1 protein-coding gene is annotated in these 864 nt (G+C 76.5%); it reads left to right on the top strand.

Going from position 1 to position 864, the window contains the following annotated elements; all coding sequences use genetic code 11:
- Window positions 1–864, top strand: an 864-nt coding sequence (locus SSNG_RS36545) for an acyltransferase domain-containing protein (RefSeq protein ID WP_042804864.1), incomplete at both ends; no start/stop codon positions are given.

Genomic DNA, 864 nt, shown 5'->3' with positions numbered 1-864 from the left:
CTGGCGGTGCTGTTCACGGGCGAGGGCGGGCAGCGGCCGGGGACGGGCCGCGGGCTGTACGCGGCCTTCCCCGTGTTCGCGGCCGCCTTCGACGAGGTGTGCGCCGCACTCGGCGGCGGCGTCCGGGAGGCCGTCTTCGGCGACGACGCCGACGATGCCGCCGCCGAGGCCCTGGGCCGCACCGCGACCGCGCAGGCGGCCCTGTTCGCCGTCGAGGTCGCGCTGTACCGGCTCGTCGAGTCGTGGGGGGTCGTGCCGAAGTTCGTCGGCGGACACTCCGCGGGCGAGATCGCCGCCGCGCACGTGGCCGGGGTGCTGTCCCTGAAGGACGCGGCCGCACTCGTCACCGCGCGCGGGCGGCTGATGGAGGCCCTGCCCGGGGCGGGGCTCATGGTCGCCGTCCGGACCGGCGCCGAGGAGGTCGCCCCGCTGCTGGTGCCGGGCACGGCGCTGGCCGCCGTCAACGGGCCCCGGGACGTCGTCGTCTCCGGCGCCCGCGAGGCCGTCCGGACCGTCGTGGGGCGGCTGGCCGAGCAGGACGTCAAGTCCAAGACCCTGCGCGCGGGCCACGCCTTCCACTCGCCTCTGATGGACCCGATGCTGGAGGAGTTCCGGCGGGCCATCGCGGGCCTGGACTTCCGGCGGCCCCGGATCGCCTTCGTCTCCGCGCTCACCGGCGGCATCGTCACCGACGAGGTCGCGCATCCGGACTACTGGGTCGGGCACGTCCGCGAGACCGTCCGCTTCCAGGACGCCGTCCGCACCCTGGAGGCCGAAGGCGCGACCGCCGTACTGGAGTTGGGACCGGTCGGGACGCTCGCGGCCATGGCCCGGCCCTGCCTCGCCGACGAGGGCGCCGTCGTC

The organism is Streptomyces sp. C (assembly GCF_000158895.1).
Lineage (GTDB): Bacteria > Actinomycetota > Actinomycetes > Streptomycetales > Streptomycetaceae > Streptomyces > Streptomyces racemochromogenes.
This window is presented reverse-complemented; position numbering and strand designations above follow the sequence as displayed.